A 23,803-nucleotide genomic window follows, 5' to 3' on the forward strand; every position below is an offset into this window, starting at 1 on the left:
AAGTTACGGTTTCGACACCTCAGGCCGGTACGCCGACCCGCGCCACCTTGGCCAGCAGCAACGCCTCGGCCAGGCAGACCCGGGCGAACTCGCCCAGGTGCAGGCTCTCGTTCGGCCCGTGCGCCTGGGCGTGCGGGTCCTCCACGCCGGTGACCAGGATCGCCGCGTTTGGGAAGAGCTCCTGGAAGGTGGCGATGAACGGGATCGAACCGCCGATGCCCATGTCCACCGGTTCGGTGCCGTCCCACGCCTCGCGGAAGGCGGCCCGGGCGGCGTCGTACATCGGCCCGGAGGCGTCGATGACGCACGGCGCGCCGTCGTGCTCGAAGGTCACCGTGACCTGGGCGCCCCAGGGCGCGTGCTGCTCCAGGTGGGTACGGAGCGCCTGGTACGCGCGCTTCGGCTCGTCACCCGGCGCCAGCCGTACGTTCAGCTTGGCCTTGGCCGACGGGACCAGGGCGTTCGCGGCCTCGCCGGTGGTCGGCGCGTCGATGCCGAGCACGGCCAGCGCCGGCTTGGTCCAGATCCGGTCGGTGATCCGGTCGGTGCCGACCAGCGAGACGCCCTCGACCACGCCGGCCTCGGCGCGGAACCGGTCCTCCGGGTAGTCGACGGTGGCCCCCGCCCGGCCCACCATCCCCTCGACCGCCACGTCACCGGCGTCGTCGTGCAGCGTGGCCAGCAGCCGGGCCAGGGCGGTCAGCGCGTCCGGCACGGCCCCGCCGAACATCCCGCTGTGCACGGCGTGCCGCAGGGTACGGACCTCGACGAAGCAGTTGATCATGCCGCGCAGCGAGGTGGTCAGCGCCGGCACGCCGACGTCCCAGTTGCCGGAGTCGGCGATCACGATCACGTCCGAGGCCAGCTCGTCGCGGAACTCCGCCAGCAGCGTTTCCAACGAGTCGGAGCCGTACTCCTCCTCGCCCTCGATGAAGAGCACCACCCCGACGGGCAGCTGGTCGCCGAAGGCGCGCAGCGCCGCCACGTGCGCCATGATGCCGGCCTTGTCGTCGGCCGCGCCGCGACCGTACAGGCGACCGTCCCGCTCGACCGGCTCGAACGGGTCGGACTCCCACAGCGACAGGTCGCCGACCGGCTGCACGTCGTGGTGCGCGTAGAGCAGCACCGTCGGCGCGCCCGGCGGGGCCGGCTTACGCCCGATGACGGCCGGCTGCCCGCCGCGCCGCACGACCTTGACGTCGAGGTCGCAGCCGCGCAGCAGCTCGGCCACCGCCTCGGCGGAACGCTCGACGTGCGAGTGGTCGAAGCCGGGAAAGGCGATGCCGGGGATCCGGACGAGGCGCTCGAGGTCGGCCCGTACACCGGGCAGTTCCCGCTCGACGGCCGCCCGGAGGTCGGACTCGGACATGATCGGAGTGGTCATGACCGGCATCGTATGCCGGCCTTACCGACGGGCACCGCCGGAGCCGGTCCGCAGCCGGCGGACGAAGTAGCGGCGGGCGTCGTGCGGCAGCACCGGAGCGCCGTCGACCACCAGGTCCACGGCGGCCGGCGTACCGTCGGCGGCGAAGTGCGCGCGCTCCCCGGCGTGCCAGCGGAGCAGCTCGGGCAGGATCTCCGGGCCGTCCCGGGTGAGCGCCCGCTCCCGGCGCAGCGGCGCGGGCGCGGTGACGAAGACCGACAGGCTCGCCTCCGGCCGCACCACCGCCCGGGCCGCGCTCACCCCCTCCACCAGCAGCACCGGCCCGGCCGGCACCGGCACCTCCCGGTCCAGGAACCGCCGCCGGACCCAGCTGTACCGGCGGTAGCCGCCCGGCCGGCCGGCCCGCACCGGAGCCAGCACGCGCTCCTCCAACCGGGGCCAGAAGGTGAGCTGGTCGTCCCAGCCGGCCAGCAGGTCGTCGGTGCGGACCACCGGCGGCGGCCCCCCGGTGGTCGCGGCGAGGGCGTCCGCGAGGCGCGTCGCGAAGACGCTCTTGCCCGCGCCGCTCGGCCCGTCGACCACCACCAGTCGGGTACGCCCCAACCGCGCCGGCCCGGCCAGCACCCGACGGGCCAGCCCGGCGTACGCCTCGAACCCGGCCACCATCACGCACCGACGCTAGCGCCGTCCCCGCGCACCGCTCCGGCGGGCCGGCACGGCCGACGCATCCCGGGTGGGTGGGTATGCGGTCGTCCGCCGGGTACGCAACCTCCGGGTGATTCTCCGGGGCGGGCCGGCTTTGCCCGGCGCGCCCGGCGGCCGCCGGGGATGATCGGGAGGTGCTTCCTGACGTGATGAGTCCGGGCGTCGACGCCCTGCTGGAGCAGGCCCGCGCCGGGCTGCGCCGACTGACCCCGCACGAGACCGTCGAGGCGGTCCGCGCGGGCGCGTTGCTGATCGACACCCGGACCGACCCGCAACGGCGGGAGCAGGGCGAACTGCCGGGCGCCATCGTCATCGACCGGACCGTGCTGGAGTGGCGGCTGGACCCGGCCAGCGCCTGGCGGATCCCCGAGGCCACCGGATACGACCGGGAGATCGTCGTGGTGTGCCGGCAGGGCTACAGCTCCAGCCTCGCGGCGGCGAGCCTCCAGGTGCTGGGGCTGCGCGCGGCGACCGACATGATCGGCGGCGTCGAGGCGTGGCAGGAGGCCGGGCTGCCGATGTCCGACACACCGGCCGACGTCCGCCACTGACCATTCCGCCCGCCCCGGGCCCCGTTCGCTCACGCCCGGTCCGGTGGGCCAGTGGCCGGTCCGGTGGGCCAGTGCCCGGTCCGGTGGGCCAGTGGCCGGTCCGGTGGGCCAGTGCCCGGTCCGGTGGGCCAATGCCCGGTCCGGTGGGCCAATGCCCGGTCCGGTGGGCCAATGCCCGGTCCGGTGGGCCAATGCCCGGTCCGGTGGGCCAATGCCCGGTCCGGTGGGCCAGTGCCCGGTCCGGTGGGCCAGTGGCCGGTCCGCCGGTCCGCCGGTCCGGCATCGAGCGGGCGGTCCAGCGCCGAGCGGGCGGTGCTCTGCCGGATCAGCGGGACCGGGCCCGGCCAGCCAGCCGCGCCGTGTTCGGCAAAGCAGCGCGCCCGATCGGCGGGACGGCGCGTGGTCAGCCGGCCGGGGCGCCGGGTGGGACGAAGGGCAGGCCGGCGGGCGGGCCCGACTCGATCAGCCGCCAGAGCGCGTCAGTGTCGAGGTGCTCCTCGACGAGGTCACCGAGGAGGTCCAGGGTCCGCTCCCGGGCCGCCGCGAAGGAGATGTCCGGGGCCACCTGGAAACCGTGCCGGCCGGCCGCCCGAGCCACCTCGGTCAGGAACCGGCGGCGGAACCCGTCGGACTCGAACGCGCCGTGCCAGTGGGTGCCGTGCACCGCGCCGAGCCGGGCACCCTCGCCGGTGCCGTCGGCGTACCGCAGCAGCGGGGGCAGCCCGGGGTCGGCGGCGGAGACGTACCCGTGGTGGATCTCGTAGCCGCGCACCGGCTCCCCGGCGGCGGACCCGACCACCTGGCGGACGGTCTTGCGCGGGTCGAAGGTGATCTCGACGGGGAGCAGCCCCAACCCCGCGACGCTGCCCCGCCCGCTCTCCACCGGGTCGTGGATGACCCGGCCGAGCATCTGGAACCCGCCGCAGATGCCGAGCAGCGGCCGGCCCGCGGCGGCGTGGGCCCGTACCGCGTCGGCGAGGCCGGTCTCCCGCAGCCAGGCCAGGTCGTCGACGGTGGACTTGGAACCGGGCAGTACGACGAGGTCGGCGGCGGCCAGTTCGGCGGGCTCGACGGTGAGCCGCACCCGGACGCCGGGCTCGGTGGCCAACGCCTCGACGTCCGTGGCATTGGAGATCCGGGGCAGCCGGACCACGGCCACGTCCAGCCACTCGGTGCCGAGGGGCGCGGCGGGCCGGCCCAGCACCCGGCCGTAGGCGAGCGAGTCCTCCGCGTCGAGCCAGAGATCGAGGTGCCAGGGCAGCACCCCGTACGTGGGCCGGCCGGTGACCTGGCGCAGCATGTCCAGCCCGGGACGCAGCAGGCCGAGGTCGCCCCGGAACTTGTTGATCACGAAGCCGGCGACCAGCGCCTGGTCGGCCGGGTCGAGCAGGGCGACCGTGCCGAACATCGAGGCGAAGACGCCACCCCGGTCGATGTCGCCGACCACGACGGTGGGCAGGCCGGCGTGCCGGGCCAGGCCCAGGTTGACGTAGTCGTGGTCCCGCAGGTTGATCTCGGCCGGGCTGCCCGCCCCCTCGCAGACCACCACGTCGTACGCGGAGCGCAGCTCGGCGAGCGCGGCGAAGGCGGTCGCCGCGAGCCGGGGCCGCAGGCTGCGGAAGTTGCCGGCGGTGACCGTGTCGACCGCCTCGCCGAGCAGCACCACCTGGCTGGACAGATCGGTGCCCGGCTTGAGCAGCACCGGGTTGAACCGCAGGTCGGGGGCGACGCTGCAGGCCGCCGCCTGCATGGCCTGGGCCCGCCCGATCTCGCCACCACGCCCGTCGGGGCCGACCACCACCGCCGAGTTGTTGGACATGTTCTGCGCCTTGAACGGCGCCACCTTCACGCCCCGCCGGTGCAGCCAGCGGCAGATGCCGGCGGTGACCACGCTCTTGCCCGCGTCGGAGGTGGTGCCGGCGACCAGCAGCCCGCCGCTCACCCGGCCCTCCCCCGCCGGGCCGCCCGCGCCGCCGCTGTGCCCAACCGCGCCGCCGCCTGATCGAGCCCCGCCGCCGGTCCGAGCCCGGTCACCGGGCCGAGCCGGGTCGCCGTCCGGGCCAACCCGGTGGTCGCCCGGCCCGCGAGCACGCCGAGGCGCCCGGCGATCGGCGAGGCGGCGACCGTCAGGCCCAGGGCCGCCAGCCCGACCGCTCGGGAGACCCGGGCCGCCCGCTTCAGGTGGCGGGCGTCGGGGCGGGGCCCGTCACCGAGGAAGGGGCGCACCTCGGACCGCCCCGCGTAGACGTTGCGGCCACCCAGCCGGACGCCGAGCACTCCCGCCATCGCGGCCTCGCACTGGCCGGCGTTCGGGCTGGGGTGGTCGTTGCGGTCGCGCCGCCAGACCTGCCACGCGCGGTCCCGGTCTCCGTGCGCCACCGGGGCGACCGCGACGGTGAGCAGCCCGGTCAGCCGGGCGGGCACGAGGTTGAGCAGGTCGTCCAGGCGGGCCGCCGGGGTGCCGAACCGGGCGTACCGGGGTGAGCGGTGGCCGACCATGGCGTCCAGGGTGTTCGCGGCCCGGTAACCCAGCAGCCCGGGCAGGCCGGCGACGGCACCCCAGAACAGCGGGGCGACGACCGCGTCGGAGGTGTTCTCCGCCACCGACTCGACGGTGGCCCGGGCCAGTTCCGGCTCGTCCAGGGCGGACGGGTCCCGCCCGCACAGGTGGCCCAGCCGGTCCCGGGCGGCGGGCAGGTCATCTCGGCGCAGGGCGGCGCCCATCGCGGTGGCCTCCCGGCGCAGCGTGCGGCCACCCAGCACCGTCCAGGTCCCCGCGGCGGTCAGCACCGCCCGGGCCAAGGGTCGGCGGCGGGTGGCCAGGGTGGCGGCGGCGCCGACCAGCACGGGCGCCCCCACCGCCAGCGCGGTGAACACCGCGCCGGCGGTGCGGTCGGGCCGGTACAGGCGGCGTTCCAGCGCGGCGGCTGCCCGGCCGTAGCCGGCCACCGGATGCCACCGGCGGGGGTCGCCGAGCCACGCGTCGAGCGCGTAACCCGCCACCAGCCCCGCCGCGTTCGCCACCGCAGTCGACTGCCGCACCTCCACCACCTCCGGCCGGCCAGCCTAGGCCATCTCCCCCCACCCGCACGGCCAGCAGTTTCGGGGAAGTTGCTGCTTCAGCCGCCCGGGAGGCAGCAACTTCCCCGAAGTTGAGTGGCACCGCCGCCGCCGGGGCCGCCGGCGGCGCCGGGGCCGGGTCCGCCGGGGGCAGCGGCGGCGCCGGGTCAGGCTGGGACGGAGGTGCGGGGGCGGCGACGGCGGCGGGTGGTGGTGGGTGGCTCGTCGGGTGCCGGGCTCAGGTCGTCGTCCTCGTCCTTCGCGGCCGGCTCGTCGGTGAGGTCGTCGTCCTCGTCGTCCTTGTCCTCGTCGGGGTCGGCCAGGTCGGTGAAGGGATCGGTGAGGTCGGCCAGGTCGGGGCGGTGGTCGTCGGGAAGCACCGGACCACCGACCCCGGGCAGCACCCGGTCACCGACCCCGGGCAGCACCCGGCCGCCGACCCCGGGCAGTGCCTGGCCGGCGCCACCGGCGTACACCTGTCCGGCGCCGCCGGCCACCGGCGGGACGCCGAAGTCCGGCGCGTCGAAGTCGTCGTCGAAGGGGCGGTCGTCCGGCCCGGTCGGCGCCTGCTCCGCCGGCACCGGCTCGGTGGGCTCGCCGTGCACCCGGGCCTCGGCGTCGGCGTCCTCCACCGCGCTGGTGGCCAGGCCGGCGCGGTTGCGCTGGAAGCGGGCCCGGCCCCGGGACAGGTCGTGCCCGACGGCGACCGCCTCCAACTCGTAGAGGGTGCGGTGGTTGCCGGCGTCGTCGGTCCAGTCGCGGGTGTAGAGCCGGCCGGCCACCACCACCGGGTCGCCCACCATCACCGAGGAGGCCACCCCCTCGGCGAGCTTGCGCCAGCAGTTGACCCGCACCCGCAGGCTGTTGCCGTCAACCCAGCGGCCGCTGTCCCGGTCGAGGCGGCGGGCGGTCGAGGCGACCTTGAAGTTGGCCACCAGGGTGTTGCTCTGCGTGGTACGCCGCCACTCCGGCGCGGTCAGCACGTTGCCGACGATCGTGACGTAGGTATCGAACATCGTCCCTCCAGGGGAGATCGGGCTTGCCGTGGCGAGTCGACTCGTGCCGAGCCTGGGCCGGCTGCCCAGCGAGCGCCAGCGCCGGCGTCGGTCCTGTGGACAGCGCGGCGGCCTGTGGACAACGCCCTGATCAAGGCCCCGTCTGCTATGGCGGCCAGAGGTGGCGGGCGGCCCCGGCGGCGGATCGCCGGCGGCTCGACGCCGGACACCGGTTCCGGACCGGCCCCGACTGGGTATGGATTTGATCAACCGGCCACCACGGCGGCCGGCCGGAGGAAAACCCACTCCGCCCCCGACGAGAGAGGCAGCAGAGATGACTTTCCGCCCGTCCCGAATGACCGGCTTGCCGCGCACCGAGGGCGAGGTCCGGCGATGAGCGCCGTCGCGAACCCGGCCACCGTCGCCGAGTGCCTGCGCATGGGCGCGGGCTTCTCGCAGGGCGACCGGGCCTGGATCGTCGAGCAGTTCGCCACCCTCGACGCCCGCCTGGCCAGCTTCCACGCCGACTCCACCGAGCTGGAGTTGTCGGTCAAGGATCGGGAGGCGCGCGGCCAGAAGGTCACCCTGGAGTGCTGGATCGCCGGGCGGCAGAAGATCGTCACCACCTCGACGGAGGAGGACCTGAAGGCCGCCCTGCACGACTGTCGCGACGACCTGCGGCGGCGGCTCAACGACTCCAAGACCCGGCAGGAGCCGCGCAACAACAAGCACATCCGGGAGATGGCCCAGCCCGTTCCCGCCCAGCCGACCGTCGACGGTGACGCCGACCCGGTGCGGTCGGACGCGGAGACCGCCTGAGCCGTACCCGCCGCCCCGCCCGCGTCACCTCGACCGGGCGGGGGCGGCGGTTCCGCACCGGGGCTACCGCTGGGTAGCATCCGGGCGTACCGTCGCGTTCGTGGAACCGGACGTGCTGGGGCCGCCGTACGAGCGGCACACGATCGACCTGGGCACCGACGACGAGGGCGCGGTCGTCGCGACCCTGGTCCGGCGGCGGGCGGACCGCCCGACCGGGCGGGCCGTGCTCTACGTGCACGGGTTCGTCGACTACTTCTTCCAGACCCACGTGGCCGACTTCTTCGCCGAGCGCGGCTGGGACTTCTACGCCCTCGACCTGCGCAAGTACGGTCGCAGCCTGCTGCCGCACCAGACCCCGAACTTCTGCCGGGACGTCGACGACTACTTCCCCGAGCTGGACGCGGCGGCACAGATCATCCGCGAGCAGGACGGGCACGACACCCTGCTCGGGATGGGCCACTCCACCGGCGGCCTGATCATCTCGCTCTGGGCGCACGCCCGCCGCGACGCCGCCGTGGTCGACGGGCTGGTGCTCAACAGCCCGTTCTTCGACCTCAACGCACCCTGGCTGGTCCGCCGCCCCCTCGCGCGGCCGCCGTCTCCACGCTGGGCCGCCGGGCGCCGCAGCGGGTGATCCCCTTCGGCCTGGGCACCGTGTACGGCGAGAGCCTGCACGCCGACCACCGTGGCGAGTGGCGCTACGACCTGGCCTGGAAGCCGCTGGCCGGATTCCCGGTACGGGCCGGCTGGCTGAACGCCATCCGCACCGGCCAGCGCCGGCTCCGGGCCGGTCTGGAGATCCCGGTGCCGGTGCTGGTGGCCTGCTCCACCCGCACCTTCCGGGGCACCAAGTGGCACGAGTCGGCCACCCTGGCCGACGCCGTGCTGGACGTCAACCACATGGTCCGCTGGGCGCCCCGGCTCGGCCGGCACGTCACCCTGGCCCGCTTCGACGGCGGCCTGCACGATTTGACGCTCTCCGGCCCCGCCGTGCGGGAGCGGGTCTTCACCGAGGTCGGCCGCTGGGCGGAGGCGTTCCTCGGGGCCGGCCCCACCGCCCCGGCCGACGGCGCCCGACCACCGGCCACCCGTCGACCGGCCGACGGACCGTCGCCGACGGACGCCGCCGTGCAGAGCTGACCGAGGGGCTGGAGGGCGGGGTCAGCCGTCGTGCGGGTCGACCAGTGCCATCAGCCGGCGGGCTGGCTCCCCGGTCAGGTCCAGTTCGCCGACGATCTGGTCGCCGCTGCGCTCGCCGGTGCGCCGGAAGCCGAGCCCGAGATAGAACCCCTCCGGGCCGTCCGGGCCCTCCTCCCAGGTGGTGAAGACGCGGGTCTCCCCCCGCCGGCGCGCCTCGGCGCAGACCACGCCCACCGCGTACCGGCCGTGGCCCCGGCCCTGCCGGTCCGCGGCGACGTTCAGCCGCCACAGCCCGGAGCGCAGGTCCGCCGGGTCGTCCGGCCGCCACGGAATCCGGAAGAACCCCATCAGGAAGGCCACCGGCTGGTCGCCGTCGAGGACCAGCCGCGGCCAAGCGATCTCCCCCCAGGCGTACGCCTCGGCGAGCGAGTGGGCCACCGGCTCGACCAGGTGTTCCTGGTCGGGGCGGACCTTCAGCGCGCAGGCGGCCTCGACGTTGTCCGGGGTGATCTGTTCCAGTCGCGGCGGCATGGCGGCGACCCTACCGAGCGGGCCGGCGCGGCGGCACGGCCTTTCCGGCGACCGCTCCCGGGTCAGGCCGCCGGTCCGGGCAGCTCGGCGACGGCGGCGCGGATCCGGTCGAAGGTGGCCACCGGGTGCCGCCCGCCGTCGGCCGGCAGGACCAGGCCGAGGCAGTGCACGCCCAGGTCCCCGTCGACGTTCGTGTCGACGGCGAAGACGGGCGCACCGACGTACCCGTCGGGCAGCGCGGTGTCGACAAGCACCCGGTCGCCGTCCCGGAGCACCCGCTCGACCGCGACCTCCAGCGGGCGGGCGGCGTCGGCGCGTACCCCCTGGGCCAGCACGAAGGCGGAGGCCGGCTGCGCGCCGACCGCGGCGACCACCGCGGGCCCGGCCGCCAACCCGTCGGTGACCGGCTGGGTCCGCCACCGCCAGCCCCGCGCGCGGGCCTGCTCGTGCAGGCCGGCCATCGGCAGCACCGCGACGCCCAGCTCCGGGCGCCGGGCCCAGTCGCCGGCCGGCAGCGTCAGGGTGTCGGGCGCCACCCCGGGCGGCTCGGTGACGCTGGGCCGCAACCCCAGCTCGGCGGCCGGACCGCCGGTCAGAACGTCGGCGGTGAGCAGGTAGTCGGCCCCGGTCGCGGCGGCGAAGAGGAAAGCGGTGCCGGCCTCGGGGCCGCGCAGCGGCAGCAGCGACCGGCCCACGATCTGGCACAGCTCGTAGGCGACGTCGTTCTCGATCTCCGGGTCCAGCAGCACGGCATCGAGGGTACGGAGCCGGGGCGGTCCCGGTGGGCAGACCCGGCCAGCCGGGCTGGGATCCGCGTGTCGGTGATCGGTGATGGACCACCCGTTACCCCCCGGACCGGGCGGTCGGCGGTACCCTCTTGGCGCGACGATGCGTCGCGTGCGCGCCCGTAGCTCAGCGGATAGAGCAGGGGACTTCTAATCCCAAGGCCGCAGGTTCGAATCCTGCCGGGCGCACCCCTGATCGCCCTGCTCAGGGGCTTGTCGCGCCCGGTCGATTCGATCACCACAGCCCCGTACAGCCATTCGTACAGCCAAGTCAGCCGAAGAGGTGCTTCGCAGCCTCGTCCACGGCGGCCCGCTCGATGTCCGGCAGGACGTGGGCGTAGGTGTTCATCGTCAACCCGATCTGGCTGTGCCCAAGCACCTTCATCACCGTCCGAGGTGAGGCACCGGAGACAAGCAGGAACGTGGCGCAGGCGTGCCGCAGGTCATGCAGACGAAGCCAGTCGAGGCCGGCCGCAGCCCGGATCTTGTGCCAGGTCCGGTCGATGTGGTCCGGGTCCCTCGGCGTTCCCACCGTGGACGGGAAGACCAGGCCGTGATCCTGCCACCGCTCCCCCGCCGCCACTCGGTCCGCGGCTTGCTGCCGGCGATGAACCCGGAACAGCGCAAGGGTCTGCGCCGGCACGGGCACAGTTCTACGGGACCGCTCCGTCTTGGGTGCCACGATCTGCAACCGGCCCTCGGCCCGCTGAACGGTTTGCCGAACGGTCAAGGTGCCGGCGTCGAAGTCGATATCCGACCAGGCGAGCCCGAGCAGTTCCCCACGCCGGAGCCCGACCGTAAGGGCGCACACATACAGCGCTTCGAGCCGGTGACCGCGCAGTACGTGGAGCAGGCGCTTGGCCGGGCGGCACCTGCTCGAAGACGGCATCATGTACGCGAGCAGCGAACCATGTCCCATGTGCCTCATGGCCTGCTACTGGGGCGCGCATCCCACGTCTGATCTTCGGGGCGAGCAGTCACGATGTGGCGACCTACGGCTTCGAAGACCTCCAGTTCTACCGGGAGGCTGCCCAGCCGATCGAGCGCCGGTCACTGCGCGAGGAGACCACCGGCGGAGTCCTCCGGGACCAGGCGGTCGAGGTACTACGGAGGAGGGCCGACAAACTTCCCTCACCCGTCGAGCCGAAGTTCTGACATGGGCCGAGGTCGTCCGACAAGAACCGCGACGAGTGGGGGGCGCTCAGAAAGTGATGACGCTCCGGCTCAAGTACCACTTGCCGGTACTCACCGAAATGCGCCCTTGAATCTGCGGGGCAGGGCTCCCCATCGCCTCCAATGCGTCGAGCAGTTTTTGCTTCGGCATACGAAAGGGGCGGCTGTCATGCGCTGGGATGACCGTGGGTGCCTCAGGCAGCTGCGAAGGATCGCCGGAAAAGAGCTGGCTCGGATCAACGAAGTAGGCCCATGAAATCTGATTTCCCGACTTCAGGTCGACAACTCCCCAATAGTCAACCCGCGCCGCTGCGCGCCCCTTGTTGATGACCTTAACTTGTATCGCAGGACCCATGCCTGGAACTCCGACCTCTGAAAGTTCGACGTTAATTATCGGATCGGCGCGCCTGTTATTGTGCAGAGTCAGCCCTACGCTAGCGATACTGACTGCCAAGGCAATGAGGCTTACTACGAACGACGCTGCTGCGGCCATGAGTCTCATGGTACGAAGCGAGGCGTAGCTCCGCATCGATGCAGGAGCGCCTTGGTGAGCTTTGGTGAGCGTACTGCCGAATCCCGCTCTATCGGATCAAGGCGGCCCGCAAGCGGGCCCCGCCGGCCGCGCTCGGCATACTGGCGGCGCAAGCGCCGGCATCGGCCGGCGCGCCGGCCGATAAGAGCCTTTGCCTCCGGCGGGGGCCAGACGGCTCCGAGATGGAGTTGCCGAACGGTACCGGTTCGTGGGCGGTGGGAAGCCATCCCGCCAGCCACCGAGCCAGGCAGAGCCGAGCGGACCAGGGCCAGGGTGTGTGGGTCGGCGACAGACAGATGACAGGAACTCATTGTCTCAATCTCCGCGAGCCGATGCGCGGCGTCGTGTGGCTGTAAATAGGTTGTCGTGTCTGTTGGGTGCTGCCAAGGTCCGGGGGTGATCATTCGACGCGAACTCGCCCATGACGCAGAGGCGATCCGGGCCGTGACTGCGGCCGCATTCCGGGGCCTTGACCACAGCGCCCCACCGGTGGAGCCCGGCGGCGATCCCGGTGAAGCGACGCTTGTGTCGTGGCTTCGCGCTGACGAGAGTTGGATCCCTGAGCTGTCGTTGGTCGCGATCGAGGACGATGCGGTGGTCGGTCACGTGCTCGCGACCCGCGCCCGCGTCGATGCCGAACCGGCTTTGGCGCTCGGCCCGGTCAGTGTGCTCCCGCATCGCCAACGGGCCGGGATCGGCTCGGCGATGATGCACGCCGTCCTCGGCGCGGCCGACGCGCTCGGCGAGCCATTGGTGGCGCTGCTAGGTGACCCGGACTACTACCACCGATTTGGGTTCGTCCCGGCACAGCAGTACGACATCGACCCACCCGATGTGTCGTGGGGGAAGTATTTTCAGGTTCGCGCACTCACCCACTACAACGGCCAACGCGGCCGATTCCACTACCCTGAACCCTTCGACCCGAAGCGATTCGGCTAAGTGCGTGCTCGATAGCTGCAGCTGTGCCCAACCTGCAAGCACGCGCCGATCCGCTGTACGGGCCGGCTGCAGCAGCCGGGAAACTCACTTACGTTCGGCGAACGGGGGGAATCTCGACCACCCAGTTGATTCAGCGGGTGCTCGACGCGGCCGGTTCGCGAGATGAATGACCGGGTCTGCCGCCACCAGCGCGCTGAGGTGTCGCTGGCGGGCTCGGAATCCTTGGTGTCAGGGGAGCGACGGAGGCCAGCGATGCCTGCGCCAGTCCTGCCAAGTCGCGAATCCTGCTGGCGGGCAATCGACAGGTTCACTGCCGTCGAGTTCCCCTTGCGTCGGGATGCTGATGATGGCAGCCCACTCGGCGAGTTCCTCGTCGGACATGTGCCACGTCGTGTGCGGCTCTTCGGCGTGGCGCCGCTCAAGTCGCCTCCGCTGCTCGGGCGGTGGGAGTTCGAAGTAGCGCATCTCCACCGCCGCGCCGAGGTCGGCAGCTGCCTGCCGTAGCGCGGAGCGCTCGTCTCGACCCCAGAGGCCGAAATCGATAACGACGTTGATGCCGAGCTGGAGAGCGCGCAGCCCGATCTCGATGAGCCGTCCTTCGATCACGTCCGAGGCCGACGGCGGGTTCGCGAGACCGTACAGGGCCTTCACCCACTCGTCCTTCGTGAGGCGAAGAGCCTTCTCCTCGATTTCCACGCGCCGTGCTTCCGTGGTTTTCCCGGTGCCTGGCAGTCCTACGGTTAGGAACAGAGTCGGTCGTGTCGTCATCGTTTCCCCATCCAAGCGGTCGCGCCATCATCGCTGACGTTCACTCATGCCTCGATCAGCGCGCGTCGGTGTCGCAGATCAGTTGGCGGACGTGTGTCGCACTTCCGTCGACGGAGGACGCGCAGGTAGCGCGCGTAGTTGCCGAATCCCGCTCTATCAGATCAAGGCGGCCCGCAAGCGGGCCGCGCCGGCCCAGCCCCGGCCTGCTGGCGACCTCCGGCCGGCAACGGCCGGGCCGGCCGGCAACCGCCTGCCCTGTATCCTGCGCTCCTCCTGACAAGAGAGCTGATGGCGTGGAGGAAGCGTGGGATACGAGCTGCACATCAGCCGAGCCGAGGAGTACTACGACAGCGAAGAGCACCCCGTCGCCCTGGACGAGTGGCTGTCCTACGCGGAGAGCAACTCCACGCTCAGGGTAGGTGGATGGCTCGGCTGGGATGAGGACCGCCAGCCCATCTACGAGTACACCTGCGCCGACGGGAGCGTTGTCTCGTTGACTTGGTTCGAAGGTGCCATCGAGATCAAAGGCCATTTCGACGGCGACGCCTACCGGGAGTTCGGAGCCCTTGCCGAGGACTTGCGGGGCAACCTCCAAGGCGACGAAGGAGAGCGATACACCTCCGACGGAGTCCTTCCGCCCACCCGGTAAACCGTGGGGCTCCGCCCCACACCCCGGCCTTGCCTCGGAGATCCCCGAAGACGGGCGGGGGCGGGCTCTCCTCGCTCAGGCACAACGAGGGTTACGCGAGAACCCCCGGCCGCGCCGTTCTCAACGAGTGCGCTTGTGACTGGGTCAGCCGGCCTGCTCGGGAGGGAAGCCATCAGCGAAGGCAGCCTCGACGTCGGCCGCCGGCATGCACTCGTGTTCGTGGACCGGGGTACCCGCAACATGCAGCACCGCATCGGGTCCGTCGTCGGTGACAAAGGTGAAGTCGACGCGTTGCGGCAGGGTGCGCAGCCCGTGCTGTCCCTCGCTCGGTGTGGGCCGTTCCCACCGGCAGCCAACGGCGGTCAGGGCATCGGCGACCTGTGTGAAGGTCAGTCGGGCGGGCAGGGCGACGGTCTCGCCCGACCGTGCTCGGCTCGGAAGTTCGACGGTCCCCCGCCAGGTCTGGACCGTCACGGAGGTGATGATCCGGCAGCGACATACGACGAACTCGACGTCGCCGTAGGAGTACAGGTGCGGCCACCTGCGGCGCTTGCCGATCCGCCCGGTGTCCCACGGCATGCCGTAGCCGGCGACGACCTCCCGCAGCCGGGCGCCGGGATGAAGAAGACCGACCCGGCCAGTCGAGCCGAACGCTGTCAGGACGTCGAGCGCCTCCACTCCCACACCCCTCGCGGTAACGTCTCCCCGACTCAGCGAGCCACCCGACCACCCGGCATGGATCATCTCAGGCGACCGGCGCAGCGACGCCGGGCGCCAACCCAACCGCATATTCGCCCGTCGCTCTGCTGTTGGCGGGAACTCGCTGGTGCGAGGGCCGGTACGCCGACAGGATGTCAGTCATGGACGAGGATGTGCCCGCCGACAGCCTGCAAGTCGGTGACGTTGTCCACCACGTCTACCCGAATGGAAGCAGCCTGCGAGTGCGCTTGACCGCCGTGCAACACCGGATACACGGCATCAAGCTCGTCGGTCGCAACGAGCACGGCACGCAGTATTCCTTCGGCCTGAAGTACGGGCAGGTGGTCACCAGGCTCGACGAGCTCGTGGACATCGGGCAGCAGCAACACGGCGGCGCGGCATAGCCTGCTGGAGTCGGTCGTACGGGGAGGCATCGTGATCGGAATGCTGGTCGCGTTCGCCGTCGCCGCGGTGCTGGCCACGACCTACGTCGCCGTCGTGTCGGTAGCGACCGACGTGCCGTCGGCATCTGCGGTCAGCGTCTAGGCCGGCAGGGGTTACCGCGTCGAGGAAGCCGCGGCCGCGGTGATCGCCTCCGCGACGCACTCGTAGTCCTTGAACGCGAAGTCGGGGCTCCCGCGCTGGGGGCGGTAGCCGAAACGCGGTACGCAGATTTGCGTACGCGCGCCTGCCGCGTAGAGCGGACGCCAACCAGGCCCGTGAGGACAAGACTCGACGGCACCGATCGAACCCGCCACCAAGGAGACCCTGACATGGCCGGCAACGGCTCGCTGACGACGGCGCGCATCCCACTCCAGCGGCCCCGCAACGCGCCGGTCTGGTGGCCGTCCCGGTCAACGCCGTGCTGGCACTGGTGACGGCGTGCCACCGGACCGTTGCGCTGCGCTGATCCGAGGGGAGAGCCCATGACGTCGACGACAAGACGACGATTCTCGCCGACCGGCCCCCTGCGCCAGGACCGGCCGCGGGTGCAGACCATCGCGTACGCGATCGGCGGTCTCCTCGTGCTGTCCGGCGTCGTCCACCTCGTGGTCTTCCTCGTCGGCGACACCCCGTGGGAGGGCCCGGTCTCGTGGCGCAAGCCCACCACCTTCGGGCTCTCCTTCGGCCTCACCCTGATCACCATCGCCTGGGTCTCGTCGATGCTGGTCATGCGGCCGCGTACGCGGGCCTGGCTGCTGGGCGTCTTCGCCGCCGACTGCGTCCTTGAGGTCGCCGGCATCACGATCCAGGCGTGGCGCCGGGTCCCGTCGCACTTCAACTACGAGACACCGTTCGATGCCCGGATCACCATGAGCCTCGCCTTCGGCGGCGCTGTCCTGGTGCTCACGCTGGGCGTCCTGGCCGTCGTCGCGCTACGCGGCCGGGTTCGCGGCGGGCGTGACCTGGCGCTGGCCGTGCGCGCGGGCTTCCTGCTGCTGCTCGTCGCGCTCGGGACCGGGGTGGTCATGATCGTCATGGGCGTCGCCCTGGTCCGCGCGGGCGAACCCCAGCTCGCGTACGACACGGCCGGGTTCCTGAAGCCGCTGCACGGCACGACGCTGCACGCCGTACTCGTGTTGCCGCTGATCGCCGAGGTGACCCGGCTGTTGGGCTGGCCCGAGCACCGGCGTCACCAGGCGGTCGCCGTCGCCTCGGGCCTCTATCTGGCTGTCGCCGTGGGCGCGCTCTGGCTGTCCCTGCGCTGATCCGGCGCCCGCTGCGAGCCGGCCGGCGCGGTGGCGGGGCGGCGACTTCGGCGTACGTTGCCTGCCGTGCGCCGACGCGGAGTGGCCACGACGCCGGGCCGCAGTCCGGCCTTCATGACGAAGATCGACCGACGCGCCACCGCGTCCCCTCGATCGTCGAGCTGATAGCCGTCGAGCCAGATCCATCCGTCGTAGGTGACCCAATCCAGTACGCGGATCAACCTGAAGTTGAAGGGCCGCACGAACTGGACGCTGGCTCGCTTGCCGACGCGGAGCAAGGCACCAGCCTTCAGGGCGCTCACGACCGCTTCGCCCTGCGCCACGCCAGGATCCGGGCTCGGGCGACGACGACCACCGGGCACCAGTTGACCCGGCACCGCCGGCAGCTGCGGACGCGATGACGATCGAGCGCATACCAGGCAACTTGGATGTCGAAGGGTGACTCCTCGCCCTCCTCCATGTAGCGCCGCACGGCCACCTCCGCAGGTTTGGACCCTGCGACAGAAGGTAGTCCACTTGTCCATACACGTCCAGGGTTAACTAGGGTTGTTCCTGACTCTTGGACGTCCTGTACGTTCAAGGAGGGTGGGGCAATGAGTGTCGATCCGCTGTCCCCCACTCCGCTGTACGTCCAAGTGGCGGATTTGATCTCGAAGGACATCGAGGAGGGCAAGCTGCAACCGAAGCGCCCGATCCCAAGCGAGAACCAACTGCGGCAGGAGTACGGGATCGCACGGGGAACGGCGAGGTTGGCGGTAGCTCTGCTGCGCGAGCGAGGCCTGGTCGTCACGATCCCGCACAGAGGCACCTACGTGGCCTGGGAGGACACCGAGTGAGGCGAAGGGCCGCCATGCCCTCCGCCACACCCATCCGCCGGTGACCAACGGCGACCCCGGCCCCCATCCGCTTCGCCTGTTGCCATAGTTTTGCAATAAGCTCGTGACACCAGACCAAGCGGGGGTGGACTGTGCGAGGCGACGGCTGCGCGACGACGATCGAGACCGGGCCGCTGGGCGACCTGTCCAGCATCGTGAGCGCCTGGGTACGCGGCTGGACCATCTCCCGGGCCACTCCCCCGCCCGTTCCGGCACCCCACGGCTGGCAGGTCGACGTGGGCCTGCCCGGCCATCGCCGCCGCTTCGTGCTGCACGCTCCCGACGAACGGACGCTCACCCGACTCGGCCGGCACCAGAACGCGCCCGGGACCTGGATCAAGGTCGCCGGAGACCCGGCCGAACTCCGCGCCGCCCTCCCGCCCGAGTGGCAACTCGACGACACCGGCTACCTCATGACGACGACGTTCCGGGCCGCCGCCGAGCCGCCTCCCCCACCGCCGTACGCCGTGCGGGTGCAGACCTCGGGCGGGGTCGTCACCGCCGAAGTCCTCGACCCCGAGGGGCGGATCGCCGCGTCCGGCAAGCTCGCGACCACCGGCGCGTACGCGATCGTGGACCAGGTGGAGACCGCGACCGCGCACCGGCGGCGCGGGCTGGGCACCGTCGTCATGCGTACGCTCGCGTGGCACGCCCTGCGGCGCGGCGCGGGCACCGGCATCCTCGTGGCCACCGACGACGGTCGCGGCCTCTATGGAAGTCTCGGCTGGACGGTCCGCTCGCCCATCGCGGTCGCCTGCGTGCCGGAGCCGGCGGCCGCCTGATCCGCGTCCGCCGCCGCGTGTGCGGCCTATGCCGGCGGCGAGTCGCCGAGCCGGCGGAAGACCTCGCCGCAGACGTCGACGCAGTGGGCCAGCACCACGTCTGCCGGCAGCACCCCGATGGTGGTGAACAGGAAGACCTCGCGGTCGACGCGTTCGACCGACTCGGTCCACGGCGCGGCCGTCAGCACCTGCTCGAAGAGGTCGCTGCCGGGGCGGGACAGGCCGAAGACGACCAGCTTCCCGTCGTCGAAGCTGAGCGTCCACTCCCGGCCGTCCTTCGTGGAGACGGCCAGATAGCCCGGTAGGTCCTCCAGCGCGGGATCGTCCGGCAGGCGCGCGGCGGCCTCGGCCACTGCGGGCGAACCGGCCAGCGCGTCGCCGTCGAAGACGTCCCAGCCGTCGACGCGTTGCGGCTCGACACCGTCGACCGCGTAGCCGGGGCGGGACCGTCGCAACCAGCTCATGACTCCCACTATCGGGCAAGGGGGGCCCGGTGTCGCCACCGGGCCCCCACGTGGACGGGATCAGGGCCAGAAGGACCCGTTCGACGGATAGATCTTGAACGGGATCCGCTTGCTGCGCAGGCAGTCGAGGAGATCCTGCGGGATGTCCAGCGACCCGTTGGCGTGCGGCATGAAGTGCCACATCACCTCGGCGACCTGCGCCGTGTCGAGCAGGTGCCGGTCCTGGGCACACTGCTTGAGGTAGTGGCCGGGGTAGGGCTTGCCGGTCTTCACCTCGTGCAGCTTGCGCGGCGGGCCGGTCTCCAGGAAGTCCGGCTCGCGCGCCGATCCCGGCCTCGGCACGCCCGGGGTGGCGATCCGCCCGGCGTGGTTACGCACGCCCGGCACCCCCGCCATCACCACGTCGGCGAAGTAGTCCTCGCCGGCGTTCGCGCCCCGCAGCCAGGGCGTCGGCGACGGTGGCGGCGTCACCGCGCTGGTCAACGCGTCCGCCAGCCGCCCGAGGCTGTTGTCCGCCCGGCGGGCCAGCCGCAGGATGATGTCGTCGGCGAAGCCCGCGTCGGTGAGGCGACTGTAGTTGCCGAGCAGGATGGCGCGGATGGTCAGCGTCTTGACGCTGTCGGAGATCTTGTCGTACTTGGCGACGAAGTGGATCACCTTGTCGAGCCGGTGCAGGTACCGCGCCACGAACTTCGCGGCCTTGCCCGGGATCGCCACCGCGTCACCGACGTACGGGACCAGGCCCAGGATGCTCAACCCGGCGCCGACCCAGTCCTGGTGGATGATCGCGGCGACGGTGTCGCGCAGGTCCGCCAGGCCGCCGAGCACCCAACCGACCACCGGGATCAGGCTCAGCCCGCCGGAGCACAGGTAGCCCGACAGCCACGCCATCGAATCCCGGGGCGAGAAGTCACCGGCGATCAGGCCGACCACGAAATCGGTGACGTACGTCCACTTGCTGACCCGCTCGTCCGGGATCAGCGGGTCCAGGCCCTGGTCCTCGGCGTGCGCGAGTTCGTACGCGTCGGCAAGGCCGTCCCCGTCGGTGTCGGAGCTGAGCGGGTTCGTCAGGTGCTCGTTGATCTCCGCCCCGTCGCCCAGGCCGTCACCGTCGGTGTCCGGGTTCGCGGGGTCGGTCTCGCTGTCGTCGACTTCGGTGGTGTCCGCGATGCCGTCGCCGTCGGTGTCGGTGTCGGTCGGCGTGGTCTGCACCGGGTCGGTGGGGCTGCTGACCGGCGGCGGCGGGTTGTCCGCCACCAGCGGGTTCCGGCCCTGGGCCACCTCGGCCCCGTCGCTGAGCCCGTCGCCGTCGGTGTCCGCCTCGGTCGGCGAGGTGCCCAGCTCCTGCTCGCGCAGGTTGGACAGGCCGTCGCCGTCGACGTCCTCGGCGCCGTCGTTCGTCCCGTCACCGTCGGTGTCGTACCGGCCCGGCATGGTCCAGCCGGCGAGCTTGGTGATCTCGAACTTGTCGGTCAGGCCGTCGCCGTCGGAGTCGACAAGCAGCGGGCTCGACCCGAAGCGCAGCTCCACCACGTCGACCACGCCGTCGGAGTCGTGGTCGCCGTCGTAGGTGATGCCGAGCCGGGCCAGCACGTTGAAGCCCTTGGCCCAGGCGTCCGCCGAATTGATCGTCGCCGGCACCGGGTTGGCCTTGACCAGCATGTCGTCGGCCTTGGCCAGGCTCACCTTTGCCGCAGCCAGGTCCGCGAACGCCTCGGTCAGCCCCACCGGGGCGGGCGCGGGTGGTGGGCTGGCCCGGAACGGGCCGATGGTCGCCTCGGCGTCCTGGATCGCCGCGTCCGCCAGCAGACGGGCGCCCGACAGGGTCTCCACCAGCGCGACCACGTGGGCCTGCTCGGCCTCGCCGTTGGGCGGGCTGGCGCCGGTGAGCCGGCTCTTGAGGAACGCCTCCAGGTGCTTGAGGTTGTCGAACGCCGCCGCGCCGTCACCCGCGCCCTTGAACCGGGCGCCGTCGAAGTACCGACTGCCGACGTCCGCCAGCACCGGGTCGATCCGGCTGTCGCCCAGCCCGTCGCCGACGTACGGCCGCAGGGCCTCGGTCGACTCGGTGATGTAGACCTGCGCGTCGCGGGTGTACTCGGCGGTGGGGATCTTGGCGACCTCCACCTCCCAGAGGCGTTTCCCGTCCGCCGACGCCGGAGTGGCGACGAGCGCCACCGGTACGGCGACCAGTGCCGCGACCACCGCGGCAAGTCGTGATCGCAATCGTCTGCTGTGTCCCACCGACACCTCCGTCTGTGTGTAACGGCCAGAGATCGGGGGAAGACTATTCAAAGACGTAACTATTTGAAGCCCCGCCAGAATTAGTCCCCAAGAATCACTAGTTATCTATATGTGGGGCTAAATGGACATTCGGCGGCGGCCGGGGTGCCACGATGGTCGGCATGACCGACTCCGCCCACACCTGGCGCAGCCCGCTGCTCGCCGACACCGTCGCCGGGATCGAGGCCGAGATCCGGCGGGCCTGGCAGGATCTGCTGGGCGAGCTGGACGTTGCGCCCGGATCACCTGACGAGACCGAACTGGCCTGGCTCGTCGCGGCCGACCCGGCGGAGTACGACTGGCGGACCGTCGACGGCGCCCTGGACCGGCTCGTCTGCCCCGACTGCCACCAGCGGCTGGCCCGGGGCCCTGCGAGCTGTGAGACCTGCGAGTTCCACCACCGGATGCGCTTCGGGGCACGGGAGGTCGACCGGCCGCACGTCCACCCCCGCAACGAGCACGGGCTGCGGGTGGCGAGCGCGGTGGCCCGGTTCCGGCACCGGTACTCGCCCCGGGCCCGGGTCGGCTACGAGCTGCTGCTGCCTGACCTGGTGGCCGGCTGGCTGCCGACGACCCCGCAGGCGCAGGCCGGCAAGGCGCTGATCAACAAGCTGACCGACGACGAGTGCGACCGGGTCACCAGCCTCGCCGAGGTCGAGTCGCTGGCCAGGGGCCGGTGACCTTCCACCAGACGTTGAACCAATAGGTTCAGTGTTCTATGGTGAACCACATGGTTCACCAAGACGTCCTGGACCGGGTCTTCGCCGCCCTGGCCGATCCCACCCGGCGGGGCATCATCGCCCGCCTCGGCGCGGGACCGGCCACCATCGGCCAGCTCGCCGAGCCCACCGGGATGAGCCTGACCGGCATGAAGAAGCACGTCCAGACGCTCGAAGAAGCCGGACTCGTCGTCACCGAAAAGGTCGGCAGATCACGGCAGTGTCGCCTGGGCGGCGTCGCGCCGTTGGACGAGGCGATGGCGTGGATCAGCTTCTACCAGCAGCTCTGGACCCGTCGCCTCGACGGTCTCGACGCCTACTTCACCCTGCAACGTGGCACGAAGGGACAGGACTCATGACGCTCGACATGCGAATCAGCCGACAGTTGCCGGCGACCCCCGCGGAGGTCTTCGACGCGTACACGGACGCCGAGAAGCAGAAGATCTGGTTCAGCATCCTCGACGAGCAGCCCGGCATCGTCGAGATCGACGTGGACCTGCGCGTCGGCGGGCAGCAGACCGCCGTGTGGGGTCCCAACCGCGACACGCTGTTCCGGGAGACGCAGACGTTCCTGGAGATCGACCGTCCGCACCGGCTGGTCACCGAGTCGACCGGCAGCAGCCCGGACGGGATGACCATGACGACCCGGATCGAGGTCACCTTCGAGCCGAAGGACGGCGGCACGCTGATGACCGTCGTCCAGAGCGGCTTCCCCACCCCGGAGATCCGCGACTTCTTCACCACCGAGGTGATGGCCGGCGCGTTCGACCGCATCGAGGCGTACCTGATCCAGGCGCGGGGAACCGAGCCGACCAGTGTCTGACCGCGCGGCGATCGTCGGCCTCGGGGTGGGCACCGCCGTGCTTGTCAACCTCGCCGTCTACGGCCTCGGCCGGGCAGCGGGCGGCACCTTCCGGTTCACCTCCCCCAGCGGGCCGGCCGAGGTGGACGCGGTCACGGTCGCGGGCTTCAGCGCCGTACCCCTGCTGGTCGGCCTCACCGCGGTGGCGCTGCTGGCCCCGGTGGCCGGCTGGGTCACCCGGGTCGCGTTGATCGTCGGTCCGGCGCTGGCGGTCGGCACCATCCTGGTGATGACGCTGCCCGCCGACTTCGACCCGGCGAGCAAGACGGCCCTGGCCCTGTGCCATCTCACGCTGGTTCCGATCGTCATCGCCGCCGTGCGAGCCCTCGGTCGCACCCGGGCCGTCGAGCCCTCGCCATCGGGTATGCCGTCGACGAGACGGCGTGGTTGACTGCCCGGCATGAGGAACCTCGGCCGATGGGCGCTCGCCGGGGCGTACACCGGCGTCACCGTGGGCGTCGCGCTGGCCACCGTGGACGATGCCACGCTGCTCACCCCGGCCGGCGTCGCGGCGCTGATCCTCGCGCCCGCGGCCCTGGTCGTGGCCGGGGTCGCGGGTCTCGCGAGCGGGGTGCCCTGGCTGTCGGGGCTGACCGACGCCGACCCCGACGACCGGGGCGACGCCTGGGTGTACTGGCTGACCGGCGTGGCGGCCGTCGCGAACGCCGTCGGGTACCTCTGGCTGCTCGCCCGGCACCGGACCGTGCGGGCCCGCGCGCAGGGGTGACGCCGCGCCGGCCCGCGTTCAGTCGTCGGTGTCGAGGCGGGCGTGCGCGTGCATGTCGTGCCAGCCGTCGGCGTGCCAGCCCTGCCCGCGCTTCGTACCCTCGGCGGGAAAGCCGGCCCGCAGCGCGACCCGGCAGGAAGCGACGTTCGCCGTGGCATGGTTCAGCTCCAGCCGGTGCAGCCCGAGCGTGCCGAAACACCAGGCGGCCAGCGCGGTCAGCGCCCGTGGCGCGACGCCGCGCCCGCGGGCGGCCGGCAGCACCCAGTACGACACCTCGGCGAAGCCCTCGTCGAGGACCAGCCGGCGCAGGCTGATCTGCCCGGCCGTGCGGCCCGCGTCCAGGACGGCCCAGCCGGCACCGGTCTCGCCGCGCCACCGGCCCGGCCAGGCCGCGATCCACGCCTCGGCCTCGGCCGCGGTCATCGAACGGCAGTGCCAACGCCGGATCGCCGGATCCGCGTACGCGGTGAGCACCGCCGGCCGGTCCGCCGGCTGCCAGGGGCGCAGCCGTACGCCGTCCCCGTCGATCTCGGGTTGGGTCAGCGCCGCCATGGTTCCGGGCGCGAGGGCGGGGGTGATGAGTGCCGGCACGGCCCGACTCTAGAGCGCCGGGCGGCTCAGTGGTGCGGGCCGGCGGGTGGTCGTCGGGCCG

At 72.1% G+C, this 23,803-nt stretch carries 27 protein-coding genes, 1 tRNA gene and 3 pseudogenes; 16 read left to right on the forward strand and 15 right to left on the reverse strand.

The window, feature by feature from the left end; all coding sequences use genetic code 11:
- Nucleotides 1-19: 19 nt before the first annotated feature.
- Nucleotides 20-1,369 carry a dipeptidase gene (locus tag K7640_RS15600; RefSeq protein ID WP_222955788.1) on the reverse strand — a complete coding sequence of 450 codons (1,350 nt, stop codon included), beginning with the start codon at nt 1,367-1,369 and terminating at the stop codon, nt 20-22.
- 36 nt (nt 1,370-1,405) lie between these two features.
- Entirely contained in the window at nt 1,406-2,050 is a 645-nt protein-coding gene (locus K7640_RS15605) for a uridine kinase (RefSeq protein WP_222955790.1), read from the reverse strand.
- A gap of 188 nt (nt 2,051-2,238) precedes the next feature.
- Here K7640_RS15605 and K7640_RS15610 point away from each other — a divergent pair, with 188 nt between their 5' ends.
- Entirely contained in the window at nt 2,239-2,640 is a 402-nt protein-coding gene (locus tag K7640_RS15610) for a rhodanese-like domain-containing protein (protein ID WP_222955789.1), read from the forward strand.
- 403 nt (nt 2,641-3,043) lie between these two features.
- On the opposite strand, the gene K7640_RS15615 is transcribed toward K7640_RS15610, so the two are convergent.
- From K7640_RS15615 to ssb, 3 genes and pseudogenes are all read right to left on the reverse strand, one after another.
- Nucleotides 3,044-4,582 carry a cobyric acid synthase gene (locus K7640_RS15615; protein ID WP_222955557.1) on the reverse strand — a complete coding sequence of 513 codons (1,539 nt, stop codon included), beginning with the start codon at nt 4,580-4,582 and terminating at the stop codon, nt 3,044-3,046.
- A 122-nt stretch (nt 4,583-4,704) separates the two neighbouring features.
- Nucleotides 4,705-5,682: pseudogene (locus tag K7640_RS15620) on the reverse strand (cobalamin biosynthesis protein); the annotation flags it as partial.
- 458 nt (nt 5,683-6,140) lie between these two features.
- Nucleotides 6,141-6,716, reverse strand: a pseudogene (gene ssb / locus K7640_RS15625) (single-stranded DNA-binding protein); the annotation flags it as partial.
- Nucleotides 6,717-7,088: 372 nt separating this feature from the next.
- On the opposite strand from ssb, the gene K7640_RS15630 reads away from it, so the two are divergent.
- The gene (locus tag K7640_RS15630; RefSeq protein WP_222955560.1) at nt 7,089-7,514 is read left to right on the forward strand and encodes an HPF/RaiA family ribosome-associated protein; all 426 of its coding nucleotides are present in this window, start codon (nt 7,089-7,091) and stop codon (nt 7,512-7,514) included.
- 100 nt (nt 7,515-7,614) lie between these two features.
- Nucleotides 7,615-8,654, forward strand: a pseudogene (locus K7640_RS15635) (alpha/beta hydrolase).
- 21 nt (nt 8,655-8,675) lie between these two features.
- Here the strand turns inward: K7640_RS15635 and K7640_RS15640 are convergent.
- Nucleotides 8,676-9,185 carry a GNAT family N-acetyltransferase gene (locus K7640_RS15640; RefSeq protein ID WP_222955561.1) on the reverse strand — a complete coding sequence of 170 codons (510 nt, stop codon included), beginning with the start codon at nt 9,183-9,185 and terminating at the stop codon, nt 8,676-8,678.
- A 62-nt stretch (nt 9,186-9,247) separates the two neighbouring features.
- Nucleotides 9,248-9,934: a hypothetical protein gene (locus K7640_RS15645; protein WP_222955562.1), complete on the reverse strand. Its 687-nt coding sequence runs from the start codon at nt 9,932-9,934 to the stop codon at nt 9,248-9,250.
- A gap of 152 nt (nt 9,935-10,086) precedes the next feature.
- Here K7640_RS15645 and K7640_RS15650 point away from each other — a divergent pair.
- Nucleotides 10,087-10,159, forward strand: a tRNA-Arg gene (locus K7640_RS15650).
- 82 nt (nt 10,160-10,241) lie between these two features.
- On the opposite strand, the gene K7640_RS15655 is transcribed toward K7640_RS15650, so the two are convergent.
- Nucleotides 10,242-10,898, reverse strand: a complete 657-nt coding sequence (locus tag K7640_RS15655; RefSeq protein ID WP_222955563.1) for a site-specific integrase — start codon at nt 10,896-10,898, stop codon at nt 10,242-10,244.
- A gap of 56 nt (nt 10,899-10,954) precedes the next feature.
- Here K7640_RS15655 and K7640_RS15660 point away from each other — a divergent pair, with 56 nt between their 5' ends.
- Nucleotides 10,955-11,125 carry a hypothetical protein gene (locus K7640_RS15660; protein WP_222955564.1) on the forward strand — a complete coding sequence of 57 codons (171 nt, stop codon included), beginning with the start codon at nt 10,955-10,957 and terminating at the stop codon, nt 11,123-11,125.
- A 46-nt stretch (nt 11,126-11,171) separates the two neighbouring features.
- Here K7640_RS15660 and K7640_RS15665 read toward each other — a convergent pair whose 3' ends face one another.
- The gene (locus tag K7640_RS15665; protein WP_222955565.1) at nt 11,172-11,636 is read right to left on the reverse strand and encodes a hypothetical protein; all 465 of its coding nucleotides are present in this window, start codon (nt 11,634-11,636) and stop codon (nt 11,172-11,174) included.
- A 435-nt stretch (nt 11,637-12,071) separates the two neighbouring features.
- Between K7640_RS15665 and K7640_RS15670 the strand changes: the two genes are divergently transcribed.
- Nucleotides 12,072-12,614 (forward strand): GNAT family N-acetyltransferase, encoded by a 543-nt coding sequence (locus K7640_RS15670; protein WP_222955566.1) that lies wholly within the window; start codon nt 12,072-12,074, stop codon nt 12,612-12,614.
- Nucleotides 12,615-12,842: 228 nt separating this feature from the next.
- Here the strand turns inward: K7640_RS15670 and K7640_RS15675 are convergent, their stop codons facing one another.
- Nucleotides 12,843-13,382, reverse strand: coding sequence for an ATP-binding protein (locus K7640_RS15675; RefSeq protein ID WP_222955567.1), 540 nt, complete (start codon nt 13,380-13,382; stop codon nt 12,843-12,845).
- Nucleotides 13,383-13,686: 304 nt separating this feature from the next.
- Here K7640_RS15675 and K7640_RS15680 point away from each other — a divergent pair, with 304 nt between their 5' ends.
- Entirely contained in the window at nt 13,687-14,031 is a 345-nt protein-coding gene (locus K7640_RS15680; RefSeq protein ID WP_222955568.1) for a hypothetical protein, read from the forward strand.
- Between the two features lie 144 nt (nt 14,032-14,175).
- Here K7640_RS15680 and K7640_RS15685 read toward each other — a convergent pair whose 3' ends face one another.
- Nucleotides 14,176-14,709: a hypothetical protein gene (locus tag K7640_RS15685; RefSeq protein ID WP_222955569.1), complete on the reverse strand. Its 534-nt coding sequence runs from the start codon at nt 14,707-14,709 to the stop codon at nt 14,176-14,178.
- A 182-nt stretch (nt 14,710-14,891) separates the two neighbouring features.
- Here K7640_RS15685 and K7640_RS15690 point away from each other — a divergent pair, with 182 nt between their 5' ends.
- Entirely contained in the window at nt 14,892-15,134 is a 243-nt protein-coding gene (locus K7640_RS15690; RefSeq protein ID WP_222955570.1) for a hypothetical protein, read from the forward strand.
- Between the two features lie 522 nt (nt 15,135-15,656).
- Nucleotides 15,657-16,439: a hypothetical protein gene (locus tag K7640_RS15695; protein ID WP_222955571.1), complete on the forward strand. Its 783-nt coding sequence runs from the start codon at nt 15,657-15,659 to the stop codon at nt 16,437-16,439.
- Here the strand turns inward: K7640_RS15695 and K7640_RS15700 are convergent.
- Complete coding sequence (locus K7640_RS15700) at nt 16,394-16,732, reverse strand: hypothetical protein (RefSeq protein WP_255609207.1); 339 nt, start codon at nt 16,730-16,732, stop codon at nt 16,394-16,396. The genes K7640_RS15695 and K7640_RS15700 overlap by 46 nt on opposite strands.
- A gap of 300 nt (nt 16,733-17,032) precedes the next feature.
- Here K7640_RS15700 and K7640_RS15705 point away from each other — a divergent pair, with 300 nt between their 5' ends.
- A complete protein-coding gene (locus tag K7640_RS15705) occupies nt 17,033-17,275 on the forward strand; it encodes a winged helix-turn-helix domain-containing protein (protein WP_222955572.1) in 243 nt (80 codons plus the stop codon).
- A 131-nt stretch (nt 17,276-17,406) separates the two neighbouring features.
- Nucleotides 17,407-18,096, forward strand: a complete 690-nt coding sequence (locus K7640_RS15710) for a GNAT family N-acetyltransferase (RefSeq protein WP_222955573.1) — start codon at nt 17,407-17,409, stop codon at nt 18,094-18,096.
- A 26-nt stretch (nt 18,097-18,122) separates the two neighbouring features.
- Here K7640_RS15710 and K7640_RS15715 read toward each other — a convergent pair whose 3' ends face one another.
- Complete coding sequence (locus K7640_RS15715) at nt 18,123-18,560, reverse strand: hypothetical protein (RefSeq protein WP_222955574.1); 438 nt, start codon at nt 18,558-18,560, stop codon at nt 18,123-18,125.
- A 60-nt stretch (nt 18,561-18,620) separates the two neighbouring features.
- Nucleotides 18,621-20,786: a hypothetical protein gene (locus K7640_RS15720; RefSeq protein ID WP_222955575.1), complete on the reverse strand. Its 2,166-nt coding sequence runs from the start codon at nt 20,784-20,786 to the stop codon at nt 18,621-18,623.
- A 179-nt stretch (nt 20,787-20,965) separates the two neighbouring features.
- Here K7640_RS15720 and K7640_RS15725 point away from each other — a divergent pair, with 179 nt between their 5' ends.
- From K7640_RS15725 to K7640_RS15745, 5 genes are read left to right on the forward strand one after another with little or no spacing between them, the layout of a single operon-like run.
- A complete protein-coding gene (locus K7640_RS15725; protein ID WP_222955576.1) occupies nt 20,966-21,523 on the forward strand; it encodes a hypothetical protein in 558 nt (185 codons plus the stop codon).
- 50 nt (nt 21,524-21,573) lie between these two features.
- On the forward strand, nt 21,574-21,921 hold the full coding sequence (locus K7640_RS15730; protein WP_222955577.1) for a metalloregulator ArsR/SmtB family transcription factor: 348 nt from the start codon (nt 21,574-21,576) through the stop codon (nt 21,919-21,921).
- Nucleotides 21,918-22,385, forward strand: a complete 468-nt coding sequence (locus K7640_RS15735) for an SRPBCC domain-containing protein (RefSeq protein WP_222955578.1) — start codon at nt 21,918-21,920, stop codon at nt 22,383-22,385. Before K7640_RS15730 ends, K7640_RS15735 begins: the two co-directional genes overlap by 4 nt.
- Nucleotides 22,378-22,815, forward strand: a complete 438-nt coding sequence (locus K7640_RS15740) for a DUF6069 family protein (protein WP_222955579.1) — start codon at nt 22,378-22,380, stop codon at nt 22,813-22,815. Before K7640_RS15735 ends, K7640_RS15740 begins: the two co-directional genes overlap by 8 nt.
- 9 nt (nt 22,816-22,824) lie before the next feature.
- Complete coding sequence (locus tag K7640_RS15745; RefSeq protein WP_222955580.1) at nt 22,825-23,151, forward strand: hypothetical protein; 327 nt, start codon at nt 22,825-22,827, stop codon at nt 23,149-23,151.
- An 18-nt stretch (nt 23,152-23,169) separates the two neighbouring features.
- Here K7640_RS15745 and K7640_RS15750 read toward each other — a convergent pair whose 3' ends face one another.
- Nucleotides 23,170-23,742: a GNAT family N-acetyltransferase gene (locus K7640_RS15750; protein WP_308042568.1), complete on the reverse strand. Its 573-nt coding sequence runs from the start codon at nt 23,740-23,742 to the stop codon at nt 23,170-23,172.
- Nucleotides 23,743-23,803 lie beyond the last annotated feature (61 nt).

It is taken from the genome of Micromonospora sp. PLK6-60, assembly GCF_019890675.1.
Classification (GTDB): Bacteria; Actinomycetota; Actinomycetes; order Mycobacteriales; family Micromonosporaceae; genus Micromonospora.

What these genes read in the sequence shown, in the direction of transcription:
- K7640_RS15640 (WP_222955561.1), bottom strand. Translation starts at nt 9,185, where the DNA reads ATGCCGCCGCGACTGGAACAGATCACCCCGGACAACGTCGAGGCCGCC.
- K7640_RS15705 (WP_222955572.1), top strand. Translation starts at nt 17,033, where the DNA reads ATGAGTGTCGATCCGCTGTCCCCCACTCCGCTGTACGTCCAAGTGGCG.
- K7640_RS15675 (WP_222955567.1), bottom strand. Translation starts at nt 13,382, where the DNA reads ATGACGACACGACCGACTCTGTTCCTAACCGTAGGACTGCCAGGCACC.
- K7640_RS15690 (WP_222955570.1), top strand. Translation starts at nt 14,892, where the DNA reads ATGGACGAGGATGTGCCCGCCGACAGCCTGCAAGTCGGTGACGTTGTC.
- K7640_RS15665 (WP_222955565.1), bottom strand. Translation starts at nt 11,636, where the DNA reads ATGGCCGCAGCAGCGTCGTTCGTAGTAAGCCTCATTGCCTTGGCAGTC.
- K7640_RS15735 (WP_222955578.1), top strand. Translation starts at nt 21,918, where the DNA reads ATGACGCTCGACATGCGAATCAGCCGACAGTTGCCGGCGACCCCCGCG.
- K7640_RS15730 (WP_222955577.1), top strand. Translation starts at nt 21,574, where the DNA reads ATGGTTCACCAAGACGTCCTGGACCGGGTCTTCGCCGCCCTGGCCGAT.
- K7640_RS15745 (WP_222955580.1), top strand. Translation starts at nt 22,825, where the DNA reads ATGAGGAACCTCGGCCGATGGGCGCTCGCCGGGGCGTACACCGGCGTC.
- K7640_RS15610 (WP_222955789.1), top strand. Translation starts at nt 2,239, where the DNA reads ATGAGTCCGGGCGTCGACGCCCTGCTGGAGCAGGCCCGCGCCGGGCTG.
- K7640_RS15695 (WP_222955571.1), top strand. Translation starts at nt 15,657, where the DNA reads ATGACGTCGACGACAAGACGACGATTCTCGCCGACCGGCCCCCTGCGC.
- K7640_RS15655 (WP_222955563.1), bottom strand. Translation starts at nt 10,898, where the DNA reads ATGAGGCACATGGGACATGGTTCGCTGCTCGCGTACATGATGCCGTCT.
- K7640_RS15630 (WP_222955560.1), top strand. Translation starts at nt 7,089, where the DNA reads ATGAGCGCCGTCGCGAACCCGGCCACCGTCGCCGAGTGCCTGCGCATG.
- K7640_RS15600 (WP_222955788.1), bottom strand. Translation starts at nt 1,369, where the DNA reads ATGTCCGAGTCCGACCTCCGGGCGGCCGTCGAGCGGGAACTGCCCGGT.
- K7640_RS15605 (WP_222955790.1), bottom strand. Translation starts at nt 2,050, where the DNA reads ATGGTGGCCGGGTTCGAGGCGTACGCCGGGCTGGCCCGTCGGGTGCTG.
- K7640_RS15725 (WP_222955576.1), top strand. Translation starts at nt 20,966, where the DNA reads ATGACCGACTCCGCCCACACCTGGCGCAGCCCGCTGCTCGCCGACACC.
- K7640_RS15715 (WP_222955574.1), bottom strand. Translation starts at nt 18,560, where the DNA reads ATGAGCTGGTTGCGACGGTCCCGCCCCGGCTACGCGGTCGACGGTGTC.